This is a genomic window from Thalassotalea atypica (assembly GCF_030295975.1).
Classification (GTDB): domain Bacteria; phylum Pseudomonadota; class Gammaproteobacteria; order Enterobacterales; family Alteromonadaceae; genus Thalassotalea_F; species Thalassotalea_F atypica.
Genome location: NZ_AP027364.1, coordinates 1,210,623 through 1,236,144 on the forward strand (window position 1 = coordinate 1,210,623; position 25,522 = coordinate 1,236,144).

A 25,522-nucleotide genomic window follows, 5' to 3' on the forward strand; every position below is an offset into this window, starting at 1 on the left:
GTTAAATGAAAGATTGGTTTAAAACTGGCTCCCCTTGGGTTTGGTTATCTGCTGGTGGCGTGAGCTTAAGTTTAATTTCTGTATTGGGCTTGTTGTGGCTTATTGCATCGAATGGATTATCTTATTTTTGGCCATCGAAAATACATCAATTTAATTTGGTGGATGAACACGGTAAAGCAAGTGTTGTTATTGGTGAAATTTACGACCGTGAACAAATACCTTCATCACAGTTGTCGCACTTAAATTTAGAAGCGTTGGCTAAATCTGAAACTATAGAGCGCTTTTTGATAAAAACCGGTAATCGTGAATTAGTCAGTTTGGACTTTAGATGGATATTGGCCCCATTGGTTACAGCACAATCACAACCGCAAGATATTGCTGTGATAGAACGTCGTAGCAATGGCAATTTTTATGGTTTTGTTGAACAGATTATTTTGGCGGGCGAAGCCACTGACGCTTCACGCATGCCAGAGTTACTCGAACGAGTTAATAAATTTCAAGAGCAAATTGAAGAATTACAAACCGTTGATATTGGCGCGATAAACTATCAATTAGAACGAATACGCTTGAAAGAAAGAAAGCATGTTTTAGACGGCACTTTGAATGATGAAGTGAAAACTGAACTAGTTAAGGAATCAGCAAAACTTGAATCTGAATACCAGACGCTAGAAAAAGAGTTAATGGTACTTCGCGAGCAAATATCACGTGATCAAATTGTAATGCGTGCTATGGGCGGAGAAAAGGTCACGATTAATTTTGATCAAATCATTAAAATCACTTTCAGTAATCAGCTGGGATTTTTTGCCAAGCTTGGTGTGTTTTTTGAGCAAATATTTGGTTTCATATTCGATGCGCCTCGCGAGGCCAATACTGAAGGTGGTGTATTTCCAGCCATTTTCGGTACCGTACTGATGGTGTTATTGATGACTGTCATTGTTGCACCGTTTGGCGTTGTTGCGGCCATCTATCTGCATGAGTACGCAGGTAAAAATGCACTTACTAAACTATTACGTATTGCGGTGATCAACTTAGCTGGTGTTCCTTCAATTGTATACGGTGTGTTTGGTTTAGGTTTCTTTGTTTATATGGTCGGTGGCAACCTTGATAAGTTGTTTTATCCAGAAACGTTACCAAGCCCAACATTTGGTACGCCTGGTGTACTATGGTCTGCGATTACTTTGGCAATTTTGACATTGCCGGTTGTAATTGTTTCAACCGAAGAAGGGTTATCAAGAATTCCAGCATCAATGCGTCACGGTAGTTTGGCTTTAGGGGCAACGAAAGCTGAAACCTTGTGGCGAATCATCTTACCAATAGCAAGTCCAGCAATTATGACAGGCATTATTCTAGCGATTGCCCGTGCTGCGGGTGAAGTTGCGCCATTAATGCTTGTGGGTGTGGTTAAAATGGCGCCTACGCTGCCATTAGATGGCAACTTCCCGTTCTTACATTTAGAGCGTAAATTTATGCATTTAGGCTTCCATATTTATGATGTGGGCTTTCAAAGTCCAAATGTAGAGGCTGCAAGACCACTGGTGTACGCCACAGCCTTATTATTGGTGACGATTATCGTTGGATTGAATATGACCGCGGTGAATATTCGTAACAAGCTTCGTGAAAAATATCGCGCATTAGAGCATTGATTGATGTTCACAGCGTGGCCTGTAAAGATAAGTATTAGAGCTTGGAGAGAGCGCTCTCTTCAACTGAAAAATTAAGAGTTAAAAGAGTATTTTATGATTAACGTTAACCCAAGCAATTTAGGTGGCATTCAAGCACCGCTCGACTTAGCTAATTTGTCAGCAGAGCAAACTGCACTGCAGATTAATAACCTGAATTTATTTTATAGCGAGAAACAGGCGCTAAATAATATTTCCATGAAGATACCCAAAGGACAGGTCACAGCTTTTATCGGTCCTAGCGGTTGCGGCAAGTCTACGCTGTTGCGCTGTATTAATCGCATGAATGACTTGGTTGATACTTGTCGCATTGAAGGCGAAATAGATTTAAATGGTGAAAATATTTATGGAAAGCATGTTGATGTTGCAGCGCTTCGCCGTAAAGTGGGCATGGTGTTTCAGCGTCCTAATCCTTTCCCTAAAAGCATTTATGAAAATGTCATCTATGGTTTACGTATCACAGGCGAAAACAACCGTCGAGTATTAGATGAAGCAGTAGAGCGATCGTTACGTGCCGCTGCATTGTGGAATGAAGTCAAAGATAGATTACACGATAGTGCATTAGGTTTATCTGGTGGTCAGCAGCAACGTCTAGTGATTGCGCGAGCCATTGCTATTGAGCCTGAAGTGTTATTACTTGATGAGCCGACGTCGGCACTTGATCCTATTTCAACATTAACCATTGAAGAGTTAATTAACGATTTAAAAGAGCAGTTTACAGTAGTTATTGTCACCCACAATATGCAACAAGCCGCACGTGTATCTGATCAAACAGCCTTTATGTATATGGGGGATTTAATTGAATATAGCGACACAAATACCTTGTTTACCACACCGGCTAAGAAACAAACCGAAGATTACATCACGGGTCGTTACGGCTAATAGCGTTAAGTTGTAGATTGAAAATTTTTTGAAAAGAGAATTGTTATGGATAATTTAAATGTTGGTCGACATATATCAGGCCAATTTAATGAAGACTTAGAGCGTGTAATTCATCATGTCATGAACATGGGAGGATTAGTAGAGAAACAGCTTCAAGACGCGATCACCGCGATGATCGACGGAGATGAAAATCTTGCAGAACAAGTGCTGAAAAACGATTACCAAGTCAATAGAATGGAAGTGGGCATTGATGACGAATGTACTCGCATCATTGCTAAAAGGCAGCCAGCAGCTGGCGATTTACGCTTGATCATGGCAATCATTAAAACCATCACTGACTTAGAACGCATAGGTGATGAAGCCGAGAAAATAGCGAAAGTTGCGCAAGAAAGCTTTTCAAAAGAGCAGCGGGATTTATTGATCAATTTGGAAAATCTTGGTCAAAGTGTTTTAGTTGTATTACAAAACACACTCAACGCTTTCACTCGTATGGATGTAGATGCTGCTTATAAAACTCATCAATATGATGACAAAATAGATCGTGAATACGAAGGGTTAATGCGTCAGTTAATGACTTACATGATGGAAGATCCACGTTCAATTCCTCAAATCATGACGGTGATTTGGTCGGCTCGTGCGCTGGAGCGTATTGGTGATCGTTGTCAAAATATTTGTGAGTACATAATTTATTTTGTCAAAGGCAAAGTAGTTCGCCATACTAGTGCTGAGGAAATAGGCAATATATAGCGAAAAAGCGCTCAACTGTGACTTATAATATGTTGAGCTAATATAAAAAAAAGGTATTCGTTGGTACCTTAGATAACTACGTGAAAAATATGCTTTTTAATGACTTGCAAAAGCCACTTAATAAAGTAGAATCCGCGTCGCAAAACAATAAAGAGATTCGTCTCCCGGACTATAATTATGTCGAACAATTCAATATTAGGTGTATTTGCAAAGTCGCCTATAAAACCATTAGAAAAACACATTCGAATGGTGACTAAATGTTGTGGCCAATTGCCTGCTTTTTTTGCCGCTTGTGCAGAAAATGATTGGGACAAGGCTGCTGTACTTCGTAAAGAGATTTCTGACTTAGAAAAAGAAGCTGACAGTCTAAAGCGTCAATTACGCTTAGAACTTCCAGGTGGTTTGTTTATGCCAGTTGATCGTGCTGATTTACTGGAACTATTAACACAGCAAGACCGAATAGCAAATAAAGCTAAAGATATCGCAGGACGCGTATTTGGTCGACAATTGCAAATCCCTGAATCACTTCAAGAAGATTTCAATCAATACCTAGCACGTTGTATCGATGCAGCTGAAAAAGCGGCAGATGCAATCAATGAGCTAGATGACCTACTAGAAACGGGCTTTAGAGGCCGAGAAGTAAACTTAGTGGCAAAAATGATCCATCAGCTTGATCAAATTGAAGACGATACTGATTCAATGCAAATCACGATGCGTGCAAATTTGATGGCGATGGAAGCAACACTTAACCCAGTTGATGTGATGTTTTTATATCAAATAATTGAATGGGTTGGCGATCTTGCCGATTTATCTGAGCGCGTTGGTGCTCGTTTAGAAATACTTCTCGCTAGAAAATAGGGCGCAATAATGGATATTTTAATTTCACACGGCAGCACATTAGTTATGATCGCTGCGGTTGTCGGCTTTTTTATGGCGTGGGGTATTGGTGCAAATGACGTGGCAAATGCCATGGGTACCTCTGTAGGCTCTAAAGCGCTAACTATTAAACAAGCAATTATCATCGCTATGGTGTTTGAATTTGCAGGGGCATACCTTGCAGGTGGTGAAGTAACATCGACCATTCGTAAAGGGATCATCGATCCAAGCTATTTTGCTGATATACCACACCTACTCGTTTTCGGTATGATTTCTGCGTTATTAGCTGCTGCAACTTGGTTATTAGTGGCGTCTTACCTAGGTTGGCCTGTTTCTACTACTCACTCTATTGTTGGCGCTATTATAGGCTTTGCCGCTATTGGGGTAAGTGTAGACACCGTTGAGTGGGGTAAAGTCTTAGGAATTGTTGGTAGTTGGGTCGTTACACCATTGATATCAGGTATCATCGCTTTCGTTATCTTTAACAGCGCCCAAAAACTTATTTTTGATACTGAAAATCCATTAAGACAAGCAAAACGTTGGGTGCCATTTTATATGTTCCTTGCAGGGTTTGTGTTATCGCTAGTAACGATTAAGAAAGGTCTTAAACATATTGGATTAGACATTGGTACAACCGAAGGGTTTGTATACGCAATTATCGTCGCCCTTATTGTTGCTTTCATTGGTTCGATTTTTATCGCCCGATTAAAGTTTAATGAAAAAGCTGACAAGCGTCATCACTATAAAAATGTTGAAAAAGTGTTCGCTGTTTTAATGGTTGTCACCGCTTGTTGTATGGCATTTGCCCATGGTTCAAATGATGTTGCAAATGCTATTGGCCCACTAGCTGCTGTAGTAAGCATTGTTGGCAACGAAGGTGAGATTGTTAAGAAATCAGCTTTGGCTTGGTGGATTTTACCTTTAGGTGGTTTAGGTATTGTTGCCGGACTTGCTCTATTTGGTCACAAGGTTATCGCAACCATTGGTAAAGGAATTACACACTTAACGCCAAGTCGCGGCTTTGCAGCTGAATTAGCGGCTGCGTGTACTGTGGTTATTGCATCAGGTACAGGTTTACCTATTTCAACGACACAAACGTTGGTTGGTGCTGTGTTGGGTGTAGGTATGGCAAGAGGTATCGCAGCAATTAACATGGGCGTTGTTCGCAACATTGTGGTTTCTTGGGTTATCACATTACCTGTTGGTGCTGGTCTATCGATTATTTTCTTCTGGATATTGTCTTCCAGCATGAGCTGATTAATTAACTCTATTTAGGTTAATTACAGCAATGTATTAAAAGCCAATCATTCGATTGGCTTTTTTGTTTCTACGAATTAAACATCTTTTGCCTATTTGCCTTACTTATTTAGATCACTTTCTACTCACTCGACTAGTAACATATTTTTAAATTGCTATTATTAATCAATAATTATCCTTTGATATGAAATATTGATTATGCAGTTACCAAATATCAAGCATTTGCAATACCTAGTTGCCTTGCACCAACACCAAAATTTTCATCGAGCCGCCGATGCCAGTTTTATCAGTCAATCGACTCTGAGTAGCGCGATTATTAAACTTGAAGAGCAATTAGGTTGTCAGTTAATCGAGCGAGATCATAAGGCCTTTGTTTTTACCACGCATGGTGAAGAGATTGTCGCAAAAGCACAACAAATCATTGTAGCAACCAGTGAACTCGTTGATTACAGTCAGCGACAGGGTGAGCCATTTAGTGGAAGTTTAAGGCTAGGCTCAATTCCAACAATCGCCCCATATTTGCTGACCGATTTAGTACTTGCATGTCAGCAAGAATTACCAGAGTTGTCACTTTTTCTTAGAGAAGACACAACTGAGAACTTGTTGGTGCAGTTGGCCAATGGAGAGATAGACGTTGCACTGTTAGCGTTGCCGGTGGCAGATCATCAATTTCAAACTAAAGTTGTTGGTCGCGACGCATTTTATATTGCAGGTGAAAAAGCCTTAATTGATCAATTTCAGCAAGTTAACAACGTCACTGATTACCAAAACTTACCGCAACAAAGTATTTTTTTATTATCACAAGAGCATTGTTTAACCGAGCACGCAGTCAGCGCATGTAATGTTGCAGATAGTACACGGATAAACCCGTTTTTTGCTTCCAGTTTGACTACTTTAGTACAAATGACGGCGTTTCATCATGGCGTGACATTTTTGCCTTATATGGCGGTAAATAAAAATATTGGCCAACGAGAAGGGCTCACTGTTGAAAAAATGCCTGATAACATGTACCGAGAAATTGGCTTGTTATGGCGCCCAACCAGTATGAGACAGCCTTTATACCATAAGCTTTCAAAGGTTGTAGAGTCCTTAATTGATTAACGGCGCTAGCGAATGGAGCAAATTAAATTAATTATTTTCAAACTTTTTTAATAGCTGCAACTACCTACTTAATAACATGATTAAAATAACGAAAAACAATAGGAAAATGCGTGTTTGAGAGAAGCGATGAAACGCTCGTAAAACAAGCGCTAAAAGGGAAAAAGTCGGCTTGGATAAGTTTAGTTAAACGTTATGAAAGTAACGTTTATAACTATACGTATCGTATGGTGAGTAATCCTGATGATGCGATGGATCTAATGCAAGATGTATTTGTCGCTGTGTTTAGAAATCTATCCACGTTTCGAGGCGACAGTCCGTTTAAAGGATGGCTGTTTAGGATCGCACATTATCGGTGTATTGAGTTTTACCGCCGCAAAAGGCCAACCCAATCACTTGATGATAGCCCTGAAACCATAGATGAAACTGAACACAATTGTCCTGAATTTACGTTATCGGCGGGACAGCAGACAGGAGAGATCCAGCAAGCGATGTCAAAATTATCGTTTAATCAACGCATTGTCGTGGAGCTTAAGTTTTTTCAACAGCGTACTTTTGAAGATATTGCTTATCAATTGGGAATTTCAACAAACACGGTAAAATCTCGATTGTATAGCGCACTAGATAAGTTAAAAGGGTTTATGGAGGCGGTCGATGTTTAAACGTGAACAGTTATTTGAACAATGGCTAAGCGGTACATTATCTGCTGAGCAACAAGCGAAAGCGGAGCAAGAGCTTACCCAAGATCCACTATGGGCAGATCGAGTGAATGCAGCGCGACGTGTAAATTTTGAAGTATCAACAGCACCAATACGACAGGTGCCTGATTGGGACAGAGCGTCGGCATTTGAATCTGATGTTAGACCGTGGTGGCAGTGGCAAGGTATCCCCGCAATGTCGATGGCATTTTCGTGTTTTGCGTTGGCACTAGTGATCTTTAAAGTTGAATTTAACGTGAATGAAAATGGCATGTTAGTGAGCTTTGGTGGCGGGAGTGACCAACAGCGCATTGCCCAAATGGTCGATGAAAAGCTGCTTCAGTTTAGCCAACAACAGCAAGTTACATTGGCCAATCATTCTGTTGAGCAGGTGAATAAGCAACAACAAAGCAATTTACAATTGGCGACCTATATTTTAGAAACATCGCGCCAAGAGCGCAAAGAAGATATCAGTGATTTTATCTCTTATTTCAACGAGCAGCGAAAAGAAGATCAAAGCTTGCAGCGTATTAAGTTACGTCAACTGGAAGACACGATTAACTATCAAACAAATATTTTAAGTAACCAAGAACCTAGTTTACAACCAGCTAGCTGGAGAGTAGAGGAATAATATGAAGAAGCTAATAACACTTATCCCATGCTTAATTGCATCGTATACCGCAAGCGCTGCCGAAGTAGACTTCGCACAAATGAGCAAGCAACTCAATATAATGGAAAACATCATCAGTTCATCCGTAGGGACTGGCAGTAAACACCGTGGCAGCAAATTATCTGGCATTGAAAGTACCTATCTAAAAGGCCAAGGCATAGTGTTTACTATTCGTTCAAGCGGCGGCAGAGGCCATTGGGGAAGCTACAATTTTAACATTCCGGTACCTGCCGTGCCGCCAGTACCACCAGTCGGTGATTTCACTATATCTGATCATAACATGGCTCAGCTGGAACACGCCTCAGCACTAGCGGGTGTAGATATTGAGCAAACCGTTGCAGAGGCAATGGAAAGTGCTGCAGAAAGCTATGAACATGCACTTGAGTCTTTAAGTGAAAATCGAGATCAATATCGAGAGCTACGTGATGAACAACGTGATTTAAGCTATGAGCTAAGAGACATTGCTCGTGAAACGCGAGATTTGGAATATCAACTGAAAAGGGCAGAGCCAGCAGATCAAAAGGAAATTAAAGCTGAGCTTCAAACACTGGCTAAGAAGAAAGAAAAGCTAAATGTGAGTCGTAAAGAGATGGATCAACGCACTAAAGAATATAAGCAGAAGCAAAGTGCGCAACAGGCTAAACGTGAAGAAGAGCGAAAAGGGTATTACAGCAAATTAAGTAAGACCATGGCTGAAACCTTATGCTTATATGGCAATGGCTTGAAGTCATTACCAAAGGGAGAGAACGTTACTGTGATATTGAAGTCCGGTGGTGATAAAGTGGGACGTCAATACCAAGACATCATCCATGTATTTAGCAAACGTAATATCAATGGCTGTGCAACGGATGAGATTTCGGCAGATAAGTTATTAGCATCGAGCAATGCTTATCAGTTTTAAGATGATTTATCTTAAGTGAAATTGATAATAAAAAGCCCTTGCTAGCGCATGCTATCAAGGGCTTTTTATTGTTGTAGGGATACAATGAACAATCACTTGAATACTATTTCATCGAGAACTGTAGGTTTTGTGTCATGATGAGTTTTTGGGTGTACTTGTGTTTTGGCTGCTTTAAAACCTCAATGGTTTTTCCTGACTCTACAATTTGACCAGCCCTCAGCACCATAATGTTATCACTAAAGTGGCGTACTATGCCTAAATTATGAGAGATTAATACAAACGCTAATCCCATTTGTTGTTGTAAATCGAGTAATAGGTTGATCATTTGTGAGCGTAACGAGGGATCTAAGGCGGCTAATGCTTCATCTAAAATTACCACTTGGGGTTTCAATATGATGGCTCTTGCGAGTGATATCCGCTGTTTTTGGCCGCCTGAAAACATGTGAGGGTAAAAATTCATGTGCTCGGCCAGCAGCCCAACTTTTAACAAGGTTTCCCTGATCAATTGTCCTCGTTCGTAATCGCTTAATTGTGTATTCAACTTTAAAGGTTCGTCGAGCAATTGCCCAATGGTCAAACTAGGATTTAGAGTTGTACCCGAATCTTGGAAAATCATACGAACGTGTTGGCATCGTTGCTTAAAGTTACGGGGCTCCAGTACTTGACCATTAAGCTTGACCGTCCCTGTTGTGGGCACTTCAGCGCCAACTAATAGCTTGGCTAGCGTAGATTTTCCAGAGCCCATCTCGCCTACGATAGCCAAGGTTTTATATGCTTGTAATTCGAATGATATCGGCTCAAGTGCGTTAACAATTTTACGATTGAACCAGAAGCCAGGTAATTTATATTGTTTGCTTAAATTGGCAACACTTAACAAGCAGGTCATGACGCGTAATGATCCTTAAGTGAGAAGTGACAACTGACTTGATGGCCGTGAATACTCTTTGTTTTAGGTGCTTCAACACATTGTTGCTGTGCACGAGGGCACCTCGGTCCTAAACGGCAACCAATGGGTAAATGCTGTAAAATTGGGATACTACCAGGTAACGCCACCAATCGTGATTTTGGGGGTAAGTCACTATTAGCTTTTAAGCTACTATCAAGTAGAGCACGGGTATAAGGATGAAATGGTTGGTTGAAAATTTGCTTGGTGGTGCCTGCTTCTACAAATTGTCCTGAGTACATAACGGTTATCGTGTTTGTCCAGTGCGTGATATTTTCCAAATCATGGCTGATCAGCAAAATTGACATGTTTTTTAATTGATTCAAACTGGCCAATAAACGAAAAATTTGTCCTTGTGTGGTCACTTCCATTGCTGCGGTTGGCTCATCTGCAATGAGTAATTTTGGTCGGCCTGCTAAAGCAATGGCAATCATTACTCGCTGGCACAATGCTTCGGTTAATTGATGAGGGTAACTTTTAGTACATAACTCATGATTTTTAATGCCCACTTTATGCAATAACTTAATCACCGCTTTTTTTCGTTGCTGTTTTTTCTGCCAGAAATAGCCAGTTAGTTGTTCTGTATCTACCGCTTCTTCAAGCTGATCACCGATGGAAGTTGTTGGATCCAAACAGGCCATTGGCTCTTGGAAGATCATAGCTACGTCTTTTGAAATAATTGCTTTTCGTTCTTCAAGGGGCAAATGTAAAAGCTCTTTTCCACGCCAGTGGAATCTGTCAGCTGTGACACGCCACTTATCATCAAGCACCCCAACGATAGCTTGCGCTAGAAGGGATTTACCTGAGCCTGATTCGCCAACGAGCCCTCTAACTTCTCCCTCCTTCATTGATAAACTTACACGATCAACAGCAAGAATAGGGTTGTTAGGTGAAAGTAGCTCAATAGATAAATTTCGAATATCAACTAGATTCATTAACTTTCCTTTCGAATTTTAATCGCATGACGAATACCTTCTCCGAGCAAATTGGTTGAGATAACGGCAAATAATATCGCTAAACCCGGCAGGTAAACTGTCCATGGAGCGATGTAGAATAGATCAATACCACTTGATAACATCGCCCCCCATTCTGGCATTGGGATTGGCGCACCGAGTCCTAAAAAGCCTAATGCGGCAATGTCTAATATGGCAGCAGATTGAGCAAGCGTTGCTTGACTGATGATTTTTTCAACGATATTCGGGAAAACAGAATATTGTAGGATCCTAAAGGGACTTGCGCCATCTAAACGTGAAGCCATGACATAGTCTTTTTCAAACTCTTCTTTCACCGCCATTTTGGTGATGTGGACAAATTGAGGGATCATCACCAATATGATTGCCCATAGTGTATTCGCTAAACCAGGCCCGAGTATCGCCACTATCACAATGGCTAATAGCAAGGAGGGAATTGACAATATTACATCTAAGAAGTGACTTAGTATGCTGGACTTTATACCTGAGGTTAGCGCTGATATTGAACCAATAAACACACCAATAATGGATGCAATAATTACCACAATAAAGCTTAACCCAAAAGTTAATGTTGCCCCCTCCATTAGCCGAGACAGCATATCTCGACCTAAATCATCAGTCCCTAACAAGAAGCTGACACTGCCCTCGTTGTCCCAAGCTGGTGGCAGTAATGCCATATCGATGTGATTAGCAACAGATGAATAAGGTGTTAGTAAAGGAGAAAACAAAGCGAAAACAGTGAAAAAGATAAAACTGCTTAAACCGATCATAATCACAGGAGTTTGTCTAAAAATGCTCCAAAATTGTGCCATTGGCGTTGGAAATTCTTCTTCTTGATATATTTTTTCACGAGCCATGACGCAGCTCCCGTGCACGTGGGTTCAGCGCGGCGTATATATAATCAGTAATGATATGAACAACGAATATAAATGACGATAACACCAACAGTCCCCCTTGTATCGCGGTGTAGTCACGTTGATAGATACTCTCGATCAACCATCGACCAATACCGGGCCAATTAAATATTACTTCTGTAATCATTGCTAGGGTGACTAAGTTTGCAAATTGTAATCCGACGTGTTGGACTACCTTTATTAGGGCATTGCGTAGCGCATGTCTGATAATTATTTGTTTAAAACTTAAACCTTTAGCCATAGTTGCTTTGATATAGCTTGTGTTTAACACGCTTAACATGGCGGTGCGGGCTAATCGAATAAAGATAGTTGCTGGCGCTGATGCAATCACACATGCCGGTAATATTATATGGGCTGAAGCATTTTGAAATGCTTGCCATTTGTATTCGCTATTACTCAGCAATATGTCGAATAATAAAATACCGGTGATCGGCTCTATTTCGTAAAGCAAACTGATTTGTCCTGAAGAGGGCAACCATCCAAGGGTGATGGAAAAGATTAATATCGCAAATAACCCTAACCAAAATACTGGTACTGAATAACCAATCATAGCTATAGATAAAATGACATTATCTATTGTTTTATTGTGATTAATCGCGGCAATAAAACCTAATGGAATGCCGATAAGTGTAGCCAGTAAAAAAGCAAATAAGCTCAACTCTATAGTGGCAGGCAATACGGCAAGAATATCGCTGCTGATTTCCGTTTGCGAAGACATGGATAGCCCCAAGTTACCATTAAAAATGTGGGCAATGTATGCAATATATTGTTGGAATAAGTTCAGGTCAGTATCGTAACTTTCTCTAAGCACTACCAGTTCTTGCTCGGTTGCGTTGATCTGTCCTGTTAAATTAATTAAAGGATCGCCAGGGAAAAGAAAAGACAAACTAAAGCTTAAAATGCTTAATAACAACATGGTAAAAAAGAACAGGTTTAGCCTGCGTAAGGTAAAAATTAGCATGTTACTCTTTGGTTACCTCGGCAAAGTTTATACCACCAAAAGAGCTCAGCAACTGTCCCTTAACTTTTTTTGTTCGTGCTTGAAATCGTTTAGAGTGAGCGATAGGGAGCAAAGGCAACTCTTTAGCAACGATTGCTTGGGCTTGGTGATAAAAGTTTGTTCGCTGAGCAATATTGGTTGTTTGTAATGCTAATTGAAGCAAACTGTCATATTCCTCATTGCACCACGCTGTTCGGTTGCTGCCAGTGCTTGCCGCAGCACAACTAAGTAACGGGGTAAAAAAGTTATCAGGATCGGGGTGATCTGCTGACCAACCTAACAATACTGAACTATGCTCGCCTAAACGTAGCCTTCTAAGAAATGTTGACCATTCATAACTGACAATATCAACTTTAATACCAACTTCATTCAAGTCGGCTTGAATGAGCTTAGCCATTGTCAGAGCATTTGGATTGTATGCTCGTTGTACAGGCATTGCCCATATATCCATGGCAAAGCCTTCTGGGTAACCTGCTTCATTTAATAATTGTTTGGCTCTTGTTTTAGAGTGGGTGAAAGCGGTATTTTTTTTGTGTGCCCAAGAGCTCTTTGGAAGGACGGTAGTGGCTTTTTCCGCTAAACCTGAATAAACAGTGTCAATAATAGCATCAATATCAATCGCATGAGCAATCGCCAACCTTACTTTAATGTTGTCAAAAGGTGGCTTTAAAGTGTTAAAACCTAAGTAACCAATATTAAATGAAGTGACTTCATCTAATATAAAATGCGGATGATCAATAATTTGCTCTTGGGCGATAGGGTAAGCAATAACATCACATTCACGCGTTAATAGCTTCGTGAGTCGAGCGGTATTACTTGAGGTGATGTCGAACACCAGTTGTTCAATTGCTACTTCATTGTTCCAATAGCCGTCATGCTTGTAATAACGAATATGAGAGCCAGACAAATAACTTTTTAACTTAAAAGGGCCTGTCCCAATCGGGAGAATATCAATTTGTTCCTTTTTATTCATGATGCTTAATTTATCGCCATATTCTTTAGATAAAATCACGGCAAAATCAGTGGCAAGATTTGCTAAGAATGAGCTATTTGCCTGGTTAAGCTTAAAACGAATGGTGTAGTCATTTATTTTCTCGATGCTGTCTACAATGTCACTAAAACCTACACTTTGGAAAAAAGGATAACTACCTCCTGAAACGTAATGAAAACTATGACTTTTATCTAATATACGGTTAAAACTAAACAAAACGTCGTCAGCATTTAAGGTACGTGAAGGCGTGAAATATTCGGTCTGATGAAAGGCGATATTTTTACGTAAATAGAAGGTGATCATTTTTCCGTCACGGGTGACATGCCAAGATTTGGCTAACGCAGGGCTTATACTATTGTCCTTGCGACTAAATGAAATCAGACGATTATAGATTTGATTAGCGGTTGCATCAATCGTTGTCCCTGAAGTCACCAATTGAGGATTAAAGGTTTCAGGAGAGCCTTCTGCGCAATAAATAAGGCTATTTTGGCTAAGCTGTTCATTATTGGCAACATCGCAGGCAGACAATATCGAAACGCCTAAGAATGCCATGATGGTTCGAAAATATGATTTCATTTGCCTAGTGCTTTTATTCATCTGCTCCACTTCCATCAAGCAAATTGTATTTTTTCAAATAGCCTCTTAATTGATGGTAGGTTAATTCCAGCGCATCTGCTGTTTTCTTTTGATTATATTGACAATTTGCCAGTGCTGTTTTTAATAGATCGATTTCATAATCTTGAGAAAGATCTTTTAACGATACGGGGAACTGCAATTGTGGTTTTTGCGGCTCGACCAAAATTTCCGAGACAATCTGTGTATCATTTATTGCTGTACTACTATTATTGATGCTCTCTGGTGTAGTAGCTACACGATCTTGCGTTTTAACTCGTTGAGTAGGTCTGTAAGGCGATTCAAAGGGATCGATGACTAATTCGTGCACTGGTAAGTGAGGATTGTTGCAGCGATAAACGCTACGCTCTACCACATTCTTAAGCTCACGAATATTACCTGGCCAATGATATTCAAGTAATGAGCGTTTTGCTTTTTCAGTAAAACCACTGAATAATTCAAATTCTAATTCGCGTGCCATATTAATTGCAAAGTGTTCGGCGAGTATCAAGATGTCCTCTAAGCGTTCTCTAAGCGGGGGCAGAGTAATAACATCAAATGCTAAACGATCAAGCAAGTCGGCACGAAATTCACCTTTTTCGGCTAACGTTGGTAAGTCTTCGTTGGTTGCCGCTATTAAACGCGCATCGGTTTTGATGGTACGTGAGCCACCAACCCGTTCAAATTCACCATACTCAACAACGCGTAACAATTTTTCTTGGATTAATCCTGAAGTATTGGCAATTTCATCTAAGAATAACGTGCCTTTGTCTGCTCGTTCAAAACGTCCCTCATGACGCTTAGTTGCGCCTGTAAAAGCGCCGCTGTCATAACCAAACAGTTCAGTTTCCAGTAAATTCTCGTTTAAGGCGGCACAATTTAGCTTTAAATAGCTTTGCTCCCACCTTTTAGACAAATAATGCAGACGAGCAGCAACAAGCTCTTTACCAGTCCCTCGTTCACCAATAATCAATACAGGTTTCGTTAGTGGAGCAATTTGCGATATTTGCTCCAAAACTTCCAAGAAACTGTTTGATTGTCCTATTAAATTATCCTGCTGGTTAAATCGCCCCATGCTCGACCTAATAATTAGTTTATTTCACTAACAAATAGTGTATTTTATTACTCAGTCAGATTGAAGTGTTTTCTATAAAAATAAAAAATTCTTTTAAAACATCTAATTACGTGTATTTGTCATCTTGGCTTAGATAATGAATAGTTAATAACAAGATGAAAATGAATTTTAGTTAATTGAGGAAGTTGTTATGGGTGTTTTTTCAAGATTTACAGACATTATTAATTCAAATATTAATTCTTTACTAGATAAAGCGGAAGACCCTGAAAAAATGGTTCGCCTTATTATCCAAGAAATGGAAGATACCTTAGTCGAAGTTCGCTCTTCATCAGCTAAAACTTTAGCAGATAAAAAAGAACTAACGCGTCAGGTAGGCCGTTATGAGAAAGATGCACAGCAGTGGCAAGAAAAAGCCGAGTTAGCATTAAGCAAAGGTCGTGATGACCTAGCAAGAGCCGCACTTATTGAAAAGAAAAAGTGCAGTGAAAACGCAGAGTCATTAGCCGATGAGTTGACTCACGTAGAGTCACACATTGCTAAACTTCAAGACGAAATTTCACAATTGCAAGAAAAGTTGGCTGATGCTAAAGCGCGTCAAAAAGCTATATTAATGCGAGAAAAAACAGCAAGTTCTCGTTTAAAAGTGAAACGTAATATTGATAATGATAAAGTAAATGATGCACTGAGCCGTTTTGATCGCTATGAACGTAAAATAGACGATTTAGAAGCTCAAGTTGAAGCACAAGATCTTGGCAGCAAGTCATTAGCTGACGAAATTGCTGAATTAGAAAACGATGAAAATATTGATGATGAATTAGCGCAATTAAAAGCTAAAATGAAACCATCAAAAACTAAAAAAGAAAAATAATCGTTTAGGCAAAGTCACGCGTTATTAAGGAGAAGTATTGTGGAAGAGATTATTGTTGCACCGATCATTATATTCATGCTTGTGGTTGCGCCTATTTGGTTAATATTACATTACCGAAGCAAGCGTCAAATTAGTCAAGGGTTGACTGAAGAAGAGTATAATCAATTATCTGATTTATCAGAGATGGCAGATAAAATGGCTGATAGAATTAAAACATTAGAAGCTATTTTAGATGCGGAGACTCCAGACTGGAGAAGCAAAGTATGAAAACACGTCGCGGAGAATTGTACAGAATTCCAAGCCAAGGTAGGGTCGCAGGTGTGTGTGCAGGGATAGCTGATTACTTTGGTTGGGAAACATGGTTAGTACGTATCTTAGTTGTATCAGGCGTGCTATTAGGTATGGGATGGTTTGTCGTTATCTATGTGGCTGGTTGGTTTATCTTAGATAAAAAGCCTGGCACTGCGGAAGCTAAAGGTCGTAAACAAAAACGTCATGTACCTCCTACGAAAGAGGAAATTGAAGAAGATGTCGCTACGGAGTCGATTAAGGTCAAGGCGAGAATTTGGCAGGCAGGAGAGCCGCCTAAACAAGCGTTTCATGACATAAGACGCAAATACAATGGGCTAGAGCAACAGCTGAGACATATGGAACGATATGTTACTTCGCCAGAGTTTACGGTTTCGAGAGAAATCAATAAATTATAAAAGCGACTTCGGTCGTTTTTTTGTGTGTGGTAAAAACATCATGTATAGCAAGTTAATCTCAGATAGTGAGCATTTACCTCAATATAATTATTAAGTTAGCTATCGTCAAATAAGGCAAATCCTGAACATTAGTTCTATTAACTGCCGGTAAAAATAGTTACCATCAATAAAAAGATTTTTCATTCTAAAGCATAGATAAATAGTTTTATGGCGCTGTTCAGTAAAGAAAAAATCAACAAAATAAAATACAAAGCAGGCGATTTACTTAATCGTTCGTTGGATCAGCATGTTACTTTAGCTGTGACAGGCTTAAGCCGTAGCGGCAAAACCGCATTTATTACTTCGCTCGTGAATCAACTCGTTAACGAAAGTAATGAATCGCAAATGAGCTTTTTCAATCCGGTACATCAAGGGCGATTTATCGCCGCAAAACGAGTCCCACAGAAAAACCTACATATTAGCCGTTTTGATTACGAACATTGTTTGTCTGCGTTTTGTCATCAGCCCCCACATTGGCCAGAGCCGACGAAGGGGATCAGTGAAATAAGGCTAGCAATTCGCTACAAGCCTAAAGATTCGTACCTAAAGTATGCGACAGACATGGCGACCTTGACGCTTGATATAACTGATTATCCAGGCGAATGGCTGCTTGATTTACCGATGTTAAAACAAACGTACGAGCAATGGTCCTCTGAAATGCTTGCACTATTACAACAAGCGCCAAGGGCTGAGCATGCGAAGAGTTTTATTGATAAAGTTGCTCAAATAAATCCGCTTGAAACTGCAGATGAAGACAAACTTACTGAATTAGCCAAAGAATACACCGAACTACTACATTTGTTTAGAAATGAACTTGGCCTTTCAGTTATCCAGCCTGGCCGTTTTATTTTACCTGGCGAGCTTGAAGGGGCGCCTATATTAGAATTTTTTCCTTTTACCGACATTGATAATATAGACGGCAATGCCTATCAAAATGCTGAAGACACCAGTTTCTTAGGAATGCTCCGTGCTCGGTATTTAGAATATCGAGAGCGTGTGGTAAAACGCTTTTATAAAAAACATTTCCAACACTTTGATCGACAAATCGTATTGGCTGACTGTTTATCTCCCCTTAATAAAGGGCAGGAGAGCTTTAAAGATCTACAGCATGCAATCAGTTTGATTTTAGAAAGTTATCACTACGGACAATCAAATATACTTTCACGACTGTTTTCACCTAAAATTGATAAGTTGCTCTTTGCAGCAACGAAATCAGATCATGTTACGCCTGAGCAGCACCCCGCACTAGTATCACTACTGAATCAATTGACTCATGCAAGCAAACATCAGTTGAATTTTGATGCGATCACCATGAAAACATTAGCTATTTCATCAGTGAAGACAACTGACAGTGGCCAAACGTTCCATCAAGGTAAGAAAATTCCTGTGATCAAAGGACGTAAAGCTGACGATGACAAAACGATAACCTTATTTCCGGGAGCAGTACCGAAAAAACTGCCAGACCAAGAATACTGGAAAAGCACACCGTTTAACTTTATATCATTTGCCCCACAACAGGCGATTTCAAGTCATGAATGCTTACCGCACTTGCGACTAGATCAGGTGTTGCAATTTTTGCTTGGAGACAAAATGAAATGACCGAGAAAACCAAATATCAACAGCAAATATTGTTTGGCGAGCAAGAGATTGACCTCAATGTAGAAGCGAGTGATGAGCAAAACCAGCAAATAATTGTTGATAACAGTGATTGGCAACCGATTGAACTAGAACAAGATATTGAGTTAGTACAACAAGAAGATAAAACCAAGCCAAGTTGGTTAAAGCGTATATTACTTGTCGCATTTAGCGGCGTAGTAGGATTCGAACTGTTTGATTTTTTCACAGCTGGCTTCGTTGAATCACCTATTTTAACTGGATTATATGCATTGGCGCTACTTTGCATCCTGTTATTGACCAGCAGTAGTTTACTTCGTGAATTTACAGGTTTAAGACAATTAAAGTCGAGAGAAAAGTTGCGTCAAGAAATCAATGATATTGATGAAAATACTAGCCACGATGACATCGAGGCATTATGCGAAGATATAACAGAAAATTTGCCATGTGATCTAAGCTCGGAGCAACTAGAGAAATGGCGAGAAATTAAAATAAATGAACTAAACCATGAAGAATTACTTCAATTGTATTCTCGAATTGTTCTGACACAGGTTGATCAAAAAGCATTAGCTGAAGTTGCAAAATATTCATCAGAATCTGTTGTATTAGTGGCGCTAAGTCCAATAGCGCTGCTCGATATGCTAATTATGCTATGGCGTAATTTAACCATGGTCGATAAAGTGGCAGGTTTGTATGGCTTAAAACTAGGTTATTGGAGTCGCATTAAATTGGTCAAACAAGTTTTAACTAATATGCTCTACGCAGGTGCGAGCGAAGTGGTTGCTGACGTTAGTGTTGATATGTTGGGTGCTGATATTCTTGGACGATTATCTGGAAAACTAGCGCAAGGCCTAGGTGCAGGCATGCTTACCGCACGGTTAGGGTTGAAAACTATATACCTTTGTCGTCCGATGCCGTTCGATGAAAATGCCCCTAAATTGTCGCAAGTGAGAAAAGAAGTAATCCAGCAGATCAAGCAGCTAATGCCGAGTAAATAACTTATTCACACTTCTATTGATAAAGTTCTATGTGTTGACAAGAGGTGTATTTTTAACTTTACATTGTCAGTTATTGTACTATTTTTGACCGTTGGCTTGTTCTTCCTATTTCTGGTTCCTATCACTTAAGATAAATGCATCTACACGTGACCAAAGCACGGACTTATTAGGAATATTAAAATGGCAAAGGCGACAAAGTACGTCTCCAAAGATGCTGATGATAACGGTATTATCCAATGGACAGAACAAGAAAATAAAACCTGGAAATCTCTGTTCGAAAGGCAACTGAAGTGTATTGAAGGTAAAGCATGTGACGAGTTTCTGTCAGGGTTAGACCAACTCAACTTACCCATGGATCGAGTACCACAATTAGAAGAAGTGTCTTCTGTCTTACGAGAATCAACAGGTTGGGAATGTTACAAAGTGCCGGCATTAATCGGTTTTGGTCAGTTTTTCAAACTGTTATCTGAGAAGAAATTTCCGGTAGCAACTTTTATTCGAACACCTGATGAATTTGATTACCTGCAAGAACCAGATATCTTTCATGAAATATTCGGTCATTGCCCGTTATTGACCAACCCAGCGTTTGCGCTTTTCACCCAACGCTATGGTGAAATCGGTTTAAATGCCAGCAAAGAAGATCGTGTTGCATTGGCACGATTGTATTGGTTTACTGTCGAGTTTGGTCTAATGAAAACTAAGCAAGGCATGCGTATCTATGGTGGTGGTATATTGTCGTCACCGGGAGAAACGGATTACGCGATGCAAGAGGGGCAAGCACAGCTAAAATTTTTGACGAACGAAGAACAGGTCGTCGATGTTTTACGAACTCCATACCGAATCGATATCATGCAACCTATCTATTTCATGATCGAGAAAATGTCAGATTTAGATGCGATACGCGCATTGGACTTAATGGAGTTAGTTTCACAAGCAAGAGCACTTGGTTTGCATAAACCTAAATTTCCACCCAAAGAAAAAATGGCCAGTTAAGGAAAAGTAATGACATCTCAATTATCAACACAACAATGTGAAGCTTGTCACGTAGACGCACCTAAAGTGAGTGATGAAGAATTAGCCGAGTTGATCAGGGAAATTCCTGATTGGATTCCTGAAGTACGTGACGGCATTATGATGCTTGAGCGTGAGTTCAAGTTTAAAAATTTTAAATTAGCATGGGCTTTTTCAAACAAAGTTGCTGAACTAGCGGAAGCTGAATTTCACCATCCTGCTATTTTATTGGAATGGGGTAAAGTAACGGTGACTTGGTGGAGCCATTCAATTAAGGGACTACATCGAAATGATTTTATATGTGCAGCGAAAACAGACAAATTGCTGTAATCAAAACTTACAAAATTTCGAAAAAAAATTAATAAAGCCCCTTTAAAAGGGGCTTTATTAATGTACAAAATAGTTTACAATAGCTGCCTTTACTACTGAAAATAAAGGCTAAAATAAATGCGATTGGAAATTGTCTGTCAGGATCGTGTCGGTATTGCTCAGAAAGTGCTAGGCATCTTTGTCGAACATGAGATCAATATTAAAGGTATTGATGTGATAACGGGCACTGGTCAAGTTTTCATTCACATCCCTAATCTAGAATTTTCAGAATTACAAACCTTTATGCCTCAGTTAAGATTAACTGACGGCGTCATCGACGTAAAAACAACACCCTTTATGCCCTCTGAACGGGAGCGAAATGAGCTGGCAACACTAGCAAAAACGTTTCCGGATCCTTTTTTATCAATTGATATACGTGGCAATGTTCGTATGGCTAATGATGTTGCAGTTTCCATTATTGGTGAGCCAATAAAAGCAATTGTTGGCGAACAAGTTGCTCAATGGCTGAAGGGGTTTAATGTCATTAAATGGCTTGAGCACGACGAAGTTTTGGCACAAACCCGCCGCTTGAAATTTAAAGATGAAGATTTTGTGGCAGATATTCTGCCTATTCATGTTGATGATGAAGATGGTGACTCTGTACTTGCTGGAGCTGTGTTAATCTTAAAATCTGAAGCACGTTTGGGTCAGCAAATGAGTGCGTTTAAGCAGTCAAATGATAATAATTTTGCAGGAATTCAAACAACGAGCAGTGCAATGCGCAAGGTCGTACGAGAAGCAAAACGTATGGCCTTGTTAGACTCTTCAATGCTGATTGTTGGCGAAACAGGGGTCGGCAAAGAAGTTATTGCACGAGCTTGCCACAGCGCTAGTGATCGTTCTGAACATCCGTTTATGACGTTAAATTGTGCGTCTTTACCAGATGACGTTGCGGAGTCAGAGTTGTTTGGTAGTGGAATATCAACTGATTCTAAAAGTAAACGAGGGTTATTTGAACTAGCAAATAATGGCACGCTATTTTTAGATGAAGTTGGTGAAATGTCAGCTAAATTGCAAATTAAGTTATTGCGCGTAATTCAGGACGGCTGCTTTAGACGTGTAGATGATGAGCAAGAAATTAAAGTGAATATTCGCTTCATCAGTTCGACCAATAAGGACTTACTGAGTATGGTTGCAGCTGGGGAATTTAGAGAAGATTTATATTATCGCCTTAATGTGCTGGGGTTAAACCTACCATCACTAAGAGAGCGTAGAGCTGATATTATACCGCTTGCTGATCATTTCATGACAAAAGCCGCTCACCCAACAGGAAAAAGTAATTTAAGCTTAAGTGAAGATTGCCGAGATTTTATTGAACACTATCCTTGGCCTGGCAACGTTAGGCAGTTGGAAAATGTGATGATCAGAGCGGTTTCCTTACTTGAAGGTAATGAAATAGAAACTGAAAATTTGCAGCTTCCCGCCTACACACGAGAACACGGCTATTTAGAGCAGGAATTTGAAGGAACACTTGATGCCGCAGTGAAAAGTTTTGAGGCTGACTTGCTGCGTAAACTTTATCCTGCCTACCCAAGTACAAGACAGCTCGCCAAGAAATTAGGCTTAAGTCATACAGCCATCGCCAATAAATTACGTGAATATGATATTAACAAGAAAACTGTAAAGATATAGTTCCAACCTGTTTTTCTAATATGCTGGCGCGCAATACTTGTGTTTTGTTGTGCCAGCCATCATTATTCCTCAAACGCCACTAAAATATCACTGACCGACCACTAAATCCTGCAAACATTTGTAAACACTTTTACTTTTGCGATACTTAAACAAATAACCTTGTAAATACTGGTTTTTCAGATGGTTTAACGTAAAATTCTTTCAATCTAAAAACAAAAGTAAGTAGGCGAAGTTTACTTACGTCATATTCGTATCAGTAGGGGCTTTATGAAGTTAGCAACATTGAAAAACAACACCAGAGATGGTCAATTAGTCGTCGTTAGTCGTGACTTGTCAAAAGCGGTAGTGGTTAGTGATATTGCCACAACGATGCAGCAAGCGGTTGATGACTGGGCGCAAGCAGCTGACAAGCTTAATGCTGTTTACCAAGCATTAAATGCAGGCACTGTTGAAGGTGAAATTGCTTTTGATCAAAAGCAATGTGAATCACCTTTACCTCGTGCTTACCAATGGGCTGACGGTAGTGCTTATGTCAATCACGTAGAACTTGTTCGAAAAGCTAGAAATGCTGAAATGCCTGAAACATTTTGGACTGACCCACTGATGTATCAAGGCGGCTCTGATGCCTTTATTGGTCCTTATGACGAAATTCCTGTCGCCTCTGAAGAGTACGGAATTGACTTTGAATCTGAAGTTGCAGTCATTACTGACGACGTCCCTATGGGTGTATCGTCAGAGCAAGCTCAAGAGCATATTAAGTTACTAATGTTAGTCAACGATGTTTCCTTAAGAAATCTAATTCCAGGGGAGCTTGCTAAAGGCTTTGGTTTCTTCGGTAGTAAACCATCAAGTGCATTTTCACCAGTTGCGATTACACCAGATGAGTTAAATGACGCATGGGATGGGAAGAAATTACATTTACCACTGACCACGCATTTAAATGGCGAACTGTTTGGCCAACCTAACTGTGGTGTTGATATGACTTTTGATTTTCCAACCATCGTTGCCCATGCAGCTAAAACACGCCCTTTATCAGCTGGTTGTATTGTTGGCTCTGGTACTATTTCAAACTATGACCGTTCTGCGGGTTCAAGCTGCTTGGCGGAAAAGCGCATGTTGGAAATTATTGCCGATGGTAAACCTAGCACTTCATTTATGAGCTTCGGCGATACCGTTCGCATTGAAATGTTTGATGCTGAAGGTGAAAGCATTTTTGGTGCGATAGACCAGCAAGTGGTTGAATATAAAGGAGCATAATATGCAACTTTATGGATACTGGCGCTCTTCAGCCGCTTACCGTGTAAGGATAGCGATGCACATAAAAGCAATTGAGTTTGACTCAATTGCGGTGCACCTTGTTAAAAATGGTGGGGAGCAACACAGTGATGACTATGTCGCGCTTAATCCAACCCACCTAGTCCCGACGTTAGTTGATGGTGAATTTAAACTGAATCAATCATTGGCAATTATTGATTATTTAGAAGCTAAGTACCCAACGCCGTCAATATATGCTGATGACGTTGAGCAAAATGCAAAAATTAAAGCGTTAGCGTTTGATATTGCATGTGAGGTACACCCCGTAAACAACTTACGTGTTCAGCAGTACTTAACGCAAGAGTTAGCGGTGGGAGAGCAACAAAAATCTGATTGGGTAAATCACTGGATGACCATAGGATTATCTGCATTCGAGCAACAAGTCATTGACTGCGCAGGAAAATATTGTTTTGGTGATAAGGTTAGCTTAGCGGATATTTGTTTGATCCCTCAATTGTATAACGCTAAACGCTTTGGTGTTGATTTAACATCTTATAAAACGATAGGGCGAATCATGGCAAACTGCGAAAAACACCCTGCTTTTATCGCGGCACTGCCGGAAAATCAGCCAGATGCTCAATAAATAGTCATCTTTAATAGTAAAGGAAGCAATGCTTCCTTTTTTCTTGCACAAAATAAAACTTTTTAACAATTATTTGTCTAACAACAAGACGTAAATGGTTGCATCTTAGGATAAAAAAAGGTGCAATGACCTATACTTTCGAATGTTTAATCCCATCAAAGAGACATTAAAAGCAAACTATGCAGCAATCACCTGAAAATCCACAAGTATCACCCAACAAGAACAATTGGACTGTTGTTGTCATTATTATTGTCGTGCTGTTGGCAGGGCTCGCTTACTTCCTATTCTTAGACGAAAAACAGCCTCCAGCTCCAGTTGAAGAGGTTGCTCCAGTGGTTGTCGCAGAGCCAGAAGTCATTGTTGAGGAAGTGATTGAAGAGCCTATCATTGAGGATATCCCTGAGTCATTTGTTGAAGACGTAGTGGACATAGTTGAAGAAGAGCCTGTCATTGAAGAAGAGCCGCTTCCCTTACTGAGCGAAAGTGATAACTGGATAAAAGAGAAAATGACCTCTTTAACTTGGCGCAAGGAGCTATTAAAGCTGGTTATAGATGATGACATGATCAGACGTTTGGTCGTTTTTACCGATAACTTCTCACAGGGCATTATTGCTTATGAACATAGCCCTTTAGTTAAGCCGTCAACGAAATTCGATGGCGTTCCTCTTGACGAGAATAGCCCAATGCAAGAGTGGGTATGGGACGAAAATTCGGCTAAACGTTTCAATCTTTATGTGGAATTCTTGCGTTCATTTGATGTTGAAAGTTTAGTTAATTGGTATTTTGAACTTAAACCACTTATAGATGAGGCTTATGGTGAGCTTGGTTACCCCGAGGATGATTTTACCGAAACCATGCAAGAGGCTATTACACGTGTACTGGATATGGATATACCAAAAGGTGAGGTGGTGTTAATTCGTCCGAGCGTCATGTACAAATATAAATCTGATGAGTTGGAATCACTTTCAGATACTGATAAGTTATTGTTACGTCTAGGTAAAGAGAACCTACTAGTGATTAAATCCGTACTATTGGAGTTTAGTGACAAATTAGGTCGTCGTCGCGGAGAATAA

General features: G+C 40.0%; 26 protein-coding genes. 20 read left to right on the forward strand and 6 right to left on the reverse strand.

Features of this window, described 5'->3' with window-relative positions; translation table 11 throughout:
- Positions 1 to 5: 5 nt before the first annotated feature.
- From pstA to QUE03_RS05700, 9 genes are all read left to right on the forward strand, one after another.
- Positions 6 to 1,643: a phosphate ABC transporter permease PstA gene (gene pstA / locus QUE03_RS05660; RefSeq protein ID WP_286265994.1), complete on the forward strand. Its 1,638-nt coding sequence runs from the start codon at positions 6 to 8 to the stop codon at positions 1,641 to 1,643.
- A 93-nt stretch (positions 1,644 to 1,736) separates the two neighbouring features.
- Positions 1,737 to 2,561, forward strand: coding sequence for a phosphate ABC transporter ATP-binding protein PstB (pstB, locus tag QUE03_RS05665; protein WP_286265996.1), 825 nt, complete (start codon positions 1,737 to 1,739; stop codon positions 2,559 to 2,561).
- A gap of 45 nt (positions 2,562 to 2,606) precedes the next feature.
- Positions 2,607 to 3,308, forward strand: coding sequence for a phosphate signaling complex protein PhoU (gene phoU / locus QUE03_RS05670; protein ID WP_286265999.1), 702 nt, complete (start codon positions 2,607 to 2,609; stop codon positions 3,306 to 3,308).
- Between the two features lie 177 nt (positions 3,309 to 3,485).
- Positions 3,486 to 4,166, forward strand: coding sequence for a TIGR00153 family protein (locus QUE03_RS05675; RefSeq protein ID WP_286266001.1), 681 nt, complete (start codon positions 3,486 to 3,488; stop codon positions 4,164 to 4,166).
- A gap of 9 nt (positions 4,167 to 4,175) precedes the next feature.
- Positions 4,176 to 5,441 (forward strand): inorganic phosphate transporter, encoded by a 1,266-nt coding sequence (locus QUE03_RS05680; RefSeq protein WP_286266003.1) that lies wholly within the window; start codon positions 4,176 to 4,178, stop codon positions 5,439 to 5,441.
- 198 nt (positions 5,442 to 5,639) lie between these two features.
- Entirely contained in the window at positions 5,640 to 6,542 is a 903-nt protein-coding gene (locus QUE03_RS05685) for a hydrogen peroxide-inducible genes activator (protein WP_286266005.1), read from the forward strand.
- A 110-nt stretch (positions 6,543 to 6,652) separates the two neighbouring features.
- The gene (locus QUE03_RS05690) at positions 6,653 to 7,201 is read left to right on the forward strand and encodes an RNA polymerase sigma factor (protein WP_286266006.1); all 549 of its coding nucleotides are present in this window, start codon (positions 6,653 to 6,655) and stop codon (positions 7,199 to 7,201) included.
- Positions 7,194 to 7,868, forward strand: a complete 675-nt coding sequence (locus tag QUE03_RS05695; protein ID WP_286266008.1) for a hypothetical protein — start codon at positions 7,194 to 7,196, stop codon at positions 7,866 to 7,868. Before QUE03_RS05690 ends, QUE03_RS05695 begins: the two co-directional genes overlap by 8 nt.
- A gap of 1 nt (position 7,869) precedes the next feature.
- Complete coding sequence (locus tag QUE03_RS05700; protein WP_286266011.1) at positions 7,870 to 8,808, forward strand: hypothetical protein; 939 nt, start codon at positions 7,870 to 7,872, stop codon at positions 8,806 to 8,808.
- A gap of 103 nt (positions 8,809 to 8,911) precedes the next feature.
- On the opposite strand, the gene QUE03_RS05705 is transcribed toward QUE03_RS05700, so the two are convergent.
- Genes QUE03_RS05705 through pspF form a run of 6 tightly spaced genes read right to left on the reverse strand, consistent with a single transcriptional unit; the run spans position 8,912 to position 15,314 of the window.
- Complete coding sequence (locus tag QUE03_RS05705) at positions 8,912 to 9,694, reverse strand: peptide ABC transporter ATP-binding protein (protein ID WP_286266013.1); 783 nt, start codon at positions 9,692 to 9,694, stop codon at positions 8,912 to 8,914.
- Entirely contained in the window at positions 9,691 to 10,686 is a 996-nt protein-coding gene (locus tag QUE03_RS05710; RefSeq protein ID WP_286266016.1) for a peptide ABC transporter ATP-binding protein, read from the reverse strand. The genes QUE03_RS05705 and QUE03_RS05710 overlap by 4 nt, the downstream gene beginning before the upstream one ends.
- On the reverse strand, positions 10,686 to 11,579 hold the full coding sequence (locus QUE03_RS05715; RefSeq protein ID WP_286266018.1) for an ABC transporter permease subunit: 894 nt from the start codon (positions 11,577 to 11,579) through the stop codon (positions 10,686 to 10,688). Before QUE03_RS05715 ends, QUE03_RS05710 begins: the two co-directional genes overlap by 1 nt.
- Positions 11,569 to 12,597, reverse strand: a complete 1,029-nt coding sequence (locus tag QUE03_RS05720) for an ABC transporter permease subunit (RefSeq protein ID WP_286266020.1) — start codon at positions 12,595 to 12,597, stop codon at positions 11,569 to 11,571. The genes QUE03_RS05715 and QUE03_RS05720 overlap by 11 nt, the downstream gene beginning before the upstream one ends.
- A gap of 1 nt (position 12,598) precedes the next feature.
- On the reverse strand, positions 12,599 to 14,203 hold the full coding sequence (locus tag QUE03_RS05725) for an ABC transporter substrate-binding protein (protein WP_286266024.1): 1,605 nt from the start codon (positions 14,201 to 14,203) through the stop codon (positions 12,599 to 12,601).
- Positions 14,204 to 14,216: 13 nt separating this feature from the next.
- Complete coding sequence (pspF, locus tag QUE03_RS05730; RefSeq protein ID WP_286266027.1) at positions 14,217 to 15,314, reverse strand: phage shock protein operon transcriptional activator; 1,098 nt, start codon at positions 15,312 to 15,314, stop codon at positions 14,217 to 14,219.
- A 190-nt stretch (positions 15,315 to 15,504) separates the two neighbouring features.
- On the opposite strand from pspF, the gene pspA reads away from it, so the two are divergent.
- The 11 genes from pspA (at position 15,505) to QUE03_RS05785 (ending at position 25,522) form a co-directional block, all read left to right on the forward strand.
- A complete protein-coding gene (pspA, locus tag QUE03_RS05735) occupies positions 15,505 to 16,182 on the forward strand; it encodes a phage shock protein PspA (protein ID WP_286266034.1) in 678 nt (225 codons plus the stop codon).
- A gap of 39 nt (positions 16,183 to 16,221) precedes the next feature.
- The gene (pspB, locus tag QUE03_RS05740; RefSeq protein WP_434019806.1) at positions 16,222 to 16,449 is read left to right on the forward strand and encodes an envelope stress response membrane protein PspB; all 228 of its coding nucleotides are present in this window, start codon (positions 16,222 to 16,224) and stop codon (positions 16,447 to 16,449) included.
- Positions 16,446 to 16,889, forward strand: a complete 444-nt coding sequence (gene pspC / locus QUE03_RS05745) for an envelope stress response membrane protein PspC (RefSeq protein ID WP_286266035.1) — start codon at positions 16,446 to 16,448, stop codon at positions 16,887 to 16,889. The genes pspB and pspC overlap by 4 nt, the downstream gene beginning before the upstream one ends.
- Positions 16,890 to 17,096: 207 nt before the next feature.
- On the forward strand, positions 17,097 to 18,527 hold the full coding sequence (locus QUE03_RS05750) for a YcjX family GTP-binding protein (protein ID WP_286266038.1): 1,431 nt from the start codon (positions 17,097 to 17,099) through the stop codon (positions 18,525 to 18,527).
- Entirely contained in the window at positions 18,524 to 19,540 is a 1,017-nt protein-coding gene (locus QUE03_RS05755; protein WP_286266042.1) for a YcjF family protein, read from the forward strand. Before QUE03_RS05750 ends, QUE03_RS05755 begins: the two co-directional genes overlap by 4 nt.
- 180 nt (positions 19,541 to 19,720) lie before the next feature.
- Entirely contained in the window at positions 19,721 to 20,533 is an 813-nt protein-coding gene (gene phhA / locus QUE03_RS05760) for a phenylalanine 4-monooxygenase (RefSeq protein ID WP_286266044.1), read from the forward strand.
- A 9-nt stretch (positions 20,534 to 20,542) separates the two neighbouring features.
- Entirely contained in the window at positions 20,543 to 20,881 is a 339-nt protein-coding gene (locus tag QUE03_RS05765) for a 4a-hydroxytetrahydrobiopterin dehydratase (RefSeq protein WP_286266049.1), read from the forward strand.
- A gap of 117 nt (positions 20,882 to 20,998) precedes the next feature.
- A complete protein-coding gene (gene tyrR / locus QUE03_RS05770) occupies positions 20,999 to 22,552 on the forward strand; it encodes a transcriptional regulator TyrR (RefSeq protein ID WP_286266052.1) in 1,554 nt (517 codons plus the stop codon).
- A 267-nt stretch (positions 22,553 to 22,819) separates the two neighbouring features.
- Positions 22,820 to 23,809 carry a fumarylacetoacetate hydrolase family protein gene (locus tag QUE03_RS05775; protein ID WP_286266054.1) on the forward strand — a complete coding sequence of 330 codons (990 nt, stop codon included), beginning with the start codon at positions 22,820 to 22,822 and terminating at the stop codon, positions 23,807 to 23,809.
- Position 23,810: 1 nt separating this feature from the next.
- Entirely contained in the window at positions 23,811 to 24,449 is a 639-nt protein-coding gene (gene maiA / locus QUE03_RS05780) for a maleylacetoacetate isomerase (protein ID WP_286266056.1), read from the forward strand.
- 179 nt (positions 24,450 to 24,628) lie between these two features.
- Positions 24,629 to 25,522, forward strand: coding sequence for a DUF3014 domain-containing protein (locus tag QUE03_RS05785; RefSeq protein ID WP_286266059.1), 894 nt, complete (start codon positions 24,629 to 24,631; stop codon positions 25,520 to 25,522).

Excerpts from the sequence above, each read along its gene's own strand:
- pstA (WP_286265994.1), top strand. The coding sequence starts at position 6 with ATGAAAGATTGGTTTAAAACTGGCTCCCCTTGGGTTTGGTTATCTGCT.
- pstB (WP_286265996.1), top strand. The coding sequence starts at position 1,737 with ATGATTAACGTTAACCCAAGCAATTTAGGTGGCATTCAAGCACCGCTC.
- phoU (WP_286265999.1), top strand. The coding sequence starts at position 2,607 with ATGGATAATTTAAATGTTGGTCGACATATATCAGGCCAATTTAATGAA.
- QUE03_RS05675 (WP_286266001.1), top strand. The coding sequence starts at position 3,486 with ATGTCGAACAATTCAATATTAGGTGTATTTGCAAAGTCGCCTATAAAA.
- QUE03_RS05680 (WP_286266003.1), top strand. The coding sequence starts at position 4,176 with ATGGATATTTTAATTTCACACGGCAGCACATTAGTTATGATCGCTGCG.
- QUE03_RS05685 (WP_286266005.1), top strand. The coding sequence starts at position 5,640 with ATGCAGTTACCAAATATCAAGCATTTGCAATACCTAGTTGCCTTGCAC.
- QUE03_RS05695 (WP_286266008.1), top strand. The coding sequence starts at position 7,194 with ATGTTTAAACGTGAACAGTTATTTGAACAATGGCTAAGCGGTACATTA.
- QUE03_RS05700 (WP_286266011.1), top strand. The coding sequence starts at position 7,870 with ATGAAGAAGCTAATAACACTTATCCCATGCTTAATTGCATCGTATACC.
- QUE03_RS05705 (WP_286266013.1), bottom strand. The coding sequence starts at position 9,694 with ATGACCTGCTTGTTAAGTGTTGCCAATTTAAGCAAACAATATAAATTA.
- QUE03_RS05710 (WP_286266016.1), bottom strand. The coding sequence starts at position 10,686 with ATGAATCTAGTTGATATTCGAAATTTATCTATTGAGCTACTTTCACCT.
- QUE03_RS05715 (WP_286266018.1), bottom strand. The coding sequence starts at position 11,579 with ATGGCTCGTGAAAAAATATATCAAGAAGAAGAATTTCCAACGCCAATG.
- QUE03_RS05720 (WP_286266020.1), bottom strand. The coding sequence starts at position 12,597 with ATGCTAATTTTTACCTTACGCAGGCTAAACCTGTTCTTTTTTACCATG.
- QUE03_RS05725 (WP_286266024.1), bottom strand. The coding sequence starts at position 14,203 with ATGAAATCATATTTTCGAACCATCATGGCATTCTTAGGCGTTTCGATA.
- pspF (WP_286266027.1), bottom strand. The coding sequence starts at position 15,314 with ATGGGGCGATTTAACCAGCAGGATAATTTAATAGGACAATCAAACAGT.
- pspA (WP_286266034.1), top strand. The coding sequence starts at position 15,505 with ATGGGTGTTTTTTCAAGATTTACAGACATTATTAATTCAAATATTAAT.
- pspC (WP_286266035.1), top strand. The coding sequence starts at position 16,446 with ATGAAAACACGTCGCGGAGAATTGTACAGAATTCCAAGCCAAGGTAGG.
- QUE03_RS05750 (WP_286266038.1), top strand. The coding sequence starts at position 17,097 with ATGGCGCTGTTCAGTAAAGAAAAAATCAACAAAATAAAATACAAAGCA.
- QUE03_RS05755 (WP_286266042.1), top strand. The coding sequence starts at position 18,524 with ATGACCGAGAAAACCAAATATCAACAGCAAATATTGTTTGGCGAGCAA.
- phhA (WP_286266044.1), top strand. The coding sequence starts at position 19,721 with ATGGCAAAGGCGACAAAGTACGTCTCCAAAGATGCTGATGATAACGGT.
- QUE03_RS05765 (WP_286266049.1), top strand. The coding sequence starts at position 20,543 with ATGACATCTCAATTATCAACACAACAATGTGAAGCTTGTCACGTAGAC.
- tyrR (WP_286266052.1), top strand. The coding sequence starts at position 20,999 with ATGCGATTGGAAATTGTCTGTCAGGATCGTGTCGGTATTGCTCAGAAA.
- QUE03_RS05775 (WP_286266054.1), top strand. The coding sequence starts at position 22,820 with ATGAAGTTAGCAACATTGAAAAACAACACCAGAGATGGTCAATTAGTC.
- maiA (WP_286266056.1), top strand. The coding sequence starts at position 23,811 with ATGCAACTTTATGGATACTGGCGCTCTTCAGCCGCTTACCGTGTAAGG.
- QUE03_RS05785 (WP_286266059.1), top strand. The coding sequence starts at position 24,629 with ATGCAGCAATCACCTGAAAATCCACAAGTATCACCCAACAAGAACAAT.